Consider the following 3,820-nt stretch of genomic DNA (forward strand, 5'->3'; position numbering starts at 1 on the left):
GACATCTGCCGAAATCCGAAATCCCCATAGCCATCGCCTGTGGCCCGCGGGTTCCTTCCTCGGGGACTTTCGTACGCCTGCCGGCGCCCGAAACTCTTCACGTATCCGGACGGTCGGCTTTTGAGCAGCGCTAGGCGATAAGCTGCCGTTCGAGTTGACGGTCATCGGCCAAAGATTGCCTCGTCAGCTATCGACCCCTTTCTCGGCCGTTCCATAGTCGCTAACGGCGCCCCACAAGCCGCCGGCGCGCGATGCTACATCGGAATCACGTCCACATTAGATAATTGACAGCTGATCGGTTGGGTCGACAAAAGTTGTCTCAGTGAACGTCATCCCCTTGATGCCGCCTATGTCGCGGACCACCTGCGTAATGTGGTGGGTCGTGTTGATCTCGCGCCACGTCGAGCCATTACCTGGTCCGTCCCGCCCCTTAGCCGTCTTGAAAATATAGTCGTCGGCCGAGCTGAAGCTCCGCCCGGCGAACTTTCCGCTGCTTAGGATGCGCTCGCAGACGCCGCGCATGACGGCCTCGGCTTGGCCCGCAGCCGAGCCGCGGACGACAAGCCAGCTGTCGGAGGTAGTGTACCGGTAGTGCCGGATCGGGATCCCACCGGAGTTCTTTCTGAACTCGAACTTCGCGCAGTCGGCTCCGTAGTCGCCAAAAATCAAATGCTCGGGCGAGGTCCCGTCTAGCTTGATCGCCTCCTTCCAGGCCAGCCACTCGTTGCGGGGAATGATTGCGTTGCCATCCGCCTCTGCGGGATTCGACTCAGGATAGTTCGTCCCTTGGAAGATCACATGGCGCCAGCGGCCAATGCCTTGTAGATCTTCAAGGGCGGCTTGCGCGATGTTGGCCACCGCGAGGGCGTCGGAGAAGTCAGCGTCCGAGAAGTCCGCTAGGATGGCACACTCCTCCGGGGTCACGCCAAGCCGGGACATGGCCGAGGCCAAGCGGCCGGCGAGCTCGCTGTCGATCTCGCCGGATTCGACCCGTATCGCGACCCTCGTTGCACCGTCGGTCGCCAGGGCCAGCCGAAAGGCCGCCATCCGAGGCCCGATGGCGTCTTCCAGACTCAGGATGGGGATCGGCTGGGCATGGGCCTTACGCGCCACGTCGAACATCCTGGGCAGCCACTCGGCGCACTCCGCCTCTCCGAACTCCGGGAACAGGAAGCGCACGTCGAGGAAGGCGTCGCGCATCTTCCAGTGATCGGCGATGCGGCGCCCCGTCTCGTGGACGATTTCGTCCTTGGTAAGGAGACGGTGCTTCTCCGGGTCGCGCTCCTTGGGAGGAGGAACAACGAGACGCGGGACGATCTTATCTGCCACGTCGGGGGCGAGACGCTGCAAGCCGCGATACTCGCCCTGCTTGAGGCGAAGTGCCGGGACGTAGATGGGGCGAGTGCGAGCCATGGGTCTAGCTTCCTTTCGAGGGCTCGATCAAATGCTTCCTGACCGCGCCTCTCCCGATCGAGTTCGAGAAGACCGCGTAGTTTCCCCTCTCTTTTTGTATCCTGCCGAAGACGATGGCAGGATTTATCCCCAGCTCCTTCGCGAACTTCTCGACTACTGCGGGGGACTTCGTGATTCGAGCCGGTGATCGCTTCCAGCGCTCTTCGGGGATAAGCACGTTGGAGGCGAACGAGTTCGCCTCCTCCTCGATCTCGTCGACGTGGGTTGTGTCCGTGTCGTCGAAGAAACCTGTGCGGAGGCCGGTTCGGTAGTGGAGGATGACGTGCCCGACCTCGTGTAGCAACGTGAACCAGAAGTTGTCCACCGTGTCTCGCCGCAGCGTCAAGCCGATGACCGGCACGCGTTCCAACAGGAATGCGGCACCATCCACCTTCATCCCGGGTATCTGCGGCTCTGCCACCAGTACGATCCCCTTGCTCAGCAGAAGGTCGCGCGCACGCGCCGGTCCATCTCCGTGCTGGCTGAGTCTAGCTAGTTCCATGAGCCAAGTTATGTCGAGCGGGCGATAGGCTACGGCGTGGGCGCTGATGATCTGCTCGGCGCGGCGGGTCACCCGCGCCTTCCAAGCCAGCACCAGGAGGTCCTCAGAGTGGTCTTGCACATTCGTGCCAGTTCGCAGCAGAGAAGGGCTGCCGTACTTTAGGATGTGGTCCGACACGTAGCGCTGAAGATAGTTGAAGCTTTCCTCGTCGGCCCCAACCTCCGGATCATCATCCCCGAACCAGCCGTTGGTGCGAGCGTGCTTCAGTACCTTCCTAACCTCGGCCGCAGAGACATCGCGTGCTATGTTCCAGCCGCCGCCAAACCAGTTGGATAGGCCCATCTTCCAATCGACGCCCAAGAACCTCGCTACGCGTCGAAAGTTGGCGAGGCTTATGGATCTGTATCTGTCGGCCTCGTATCTTTGAATTTGCTGCTCTTTTAGGCCCAGCTTTCTTGCCAACTCCTTTTGCGTCAGCCCACGCGCAATACGAGCGACTATTAGCGTGAGGCCGGGGTCGTTCTCGGCCCGACGCTCAAGGTCTTCAAAGTCCCCGGCCTTCGCCGCCTCATACGCCTTGACCAGAGCTTCGAGCTCTCCTCTTTCGGCTTTGATGGCGTTTCGGAAGCCGTCAACCACCTGAGGGGGGAGGCCGGCGACGATCGGTTCGAACGTCCGTGCCGATGATAATAACTCATCGAGCTCGGACGTCATTTCTCGAGCGTTGCGTGCTTCCCGTTCATTAAGAATCATCGAAAATTCCGTCATGCCCTCAACTACACAACAAAATCGTTGTGTTCAAGATGGAAGGCAGCGGAGAGGTCATCGGCTTGTGAAGAACGGTGTTGAACCCACATAGCAATCGCATGAGGGTCAACCGGACCCAGCATGAAGCCAAGGCCATTGAGCAAGGGCCTGTCGCGGTAACCTGCTTAGCGACCGGTCACAGTCTTCATCCGCCTGAGAAGCTTGTCCTTCAGGTCGGCGAGCCCTTCGCCGTTGTTCAGGTAAGGAATATGCCTGATGTGCTGAAGGTCGAAGGGGATATCGTCCTTACTTTGCGTGATCAGGATGACTTCGCGGCCCAGCGTATGCGCGATCCCGGCCTCGTAGAAGACATTGGGATTACGGCTGGTGCAGTCGACGACAACGATGCGCGCGAAGTCGATGAGCTGAACGATGTCCTGAATGATTGCGTGGTGCTCCCATACGTTGTCAGCGCGGTGGCAGGTCATTCCAATCTGCGCAGCCGCGGCCTCGATTGAGGCATAGACGCCGTTGAACGCGGGAGCGAACGGCATCATTGCGGACACCAGATTCGGATCGACGGTCTCGCGCTCCCCGATCTTGAAGACCTCCGGACGCTGACGGACTGGCGAGCGCATGATGTGGAAAAGGACTTGGTAAAGGTCCACTTCCTTGACCGCCCAGTGGTTGCGGGAAAATTCCCAATCAGCGGTCATGTCAAAGTGCCGACGGTGTTCATAGATGAAGTCGTTGCGAAGTACCGGAACTTCCTTGTCGATCTGGTATTCGATCGCGACTTCCTTGCCGCTGATGCGATGCCTGGTGACGCGACCTACGTAGGCCACTTCATCCCTGACGCCTTCTTCCATGAACAGGCAGGGGTGCTGGATGAGCCAGTCGAAATTTGGCTTACCGTCTGTCGTGAAGTAGGCGGCGAGGTGCTTTTCCGTATACTCGAACATACGTTCGAGTGGCATTTCAGCCTTGTTGGTATTCCAGTCGGCCGACCGCACAAGCAAGTGACGTTGCCCCCAGTTTCTATCCAGTTTTGAGTTCGTTTCCGGCGTGGGTTGTGCCCTGCTGGGCGGGTGAAGCGACGGGCGCTGGCGCGGAGCCTTT

The 3,820-nt window shown here is 59.6% G+C and carries 3 protein-coding genes; all 3 read right to left on the reverse strand.

Going from position 1 to position 3,820, the window contains the following annotated elements; all coding sequences use genetic code 11:
- Nucleotides 1-276 precede the first annotated feature (276 nt).
- Nucleotides 277-1,413 (reverse strand): beta family protein, encoded by a 1,137-nt coding sequence (locus tag NKH28_RS34060; protein ID WP_352981436.1) that lies wholly within the window; start codon nt 1,411-1,413, stop codon nt 277-279.
- Between the two features lie 4 nt (nt 1,414-1,417).
- Nucleotides 1,418-2,668 (reverse strand): XRE family transcriptional regulator, encoded by a 1,251-nt coding sequence (locus tag NKH28_RS34065; RefSeq protein ID WP_352981437.1) that lies wholly within the window; start codon nt 2,666-2,668, stop codon nt 1,418-1,420.
- 218 nt (nt 2,669-2,886) lie between these two features.
- A partial coding sequence (locus NKH28_RS34070; protein ID WP_352981438.1) for a hypothetical protein occupies nt 2,887-3,820 on the reverse strand: 934 nt, incomplete at its 5' end.

It is taken from the genome of Mesorhizobium sp. M1227 (genome assembly GCF_040318315.1).
Taxonomy (GTDB): domain Bacteria; phylum Pseudomonadota; class Alphaproteobacteria; order Rhizobiales; family Rhizobiaceae; genus Mesorhizobium.

What these genes read in the sequence shown, in the direction of transcription:
- NKH28_RS34060 (WP_352981436.1), bottom strand. Translation starts at nt 1,413, where the DNA reads ATGGCTCGCACTCGCCCCATCTACGTCCCGGCACTTCGCCTCAAGCAG.
- NKH28_RS34065 (WP_352981437.1), bottom strand. Translation starts at nt 2,668, where the DNA reads ATGACGTCCGAGCTCGATGAGTTATTATCATCGGCACGGACGTTCGAA.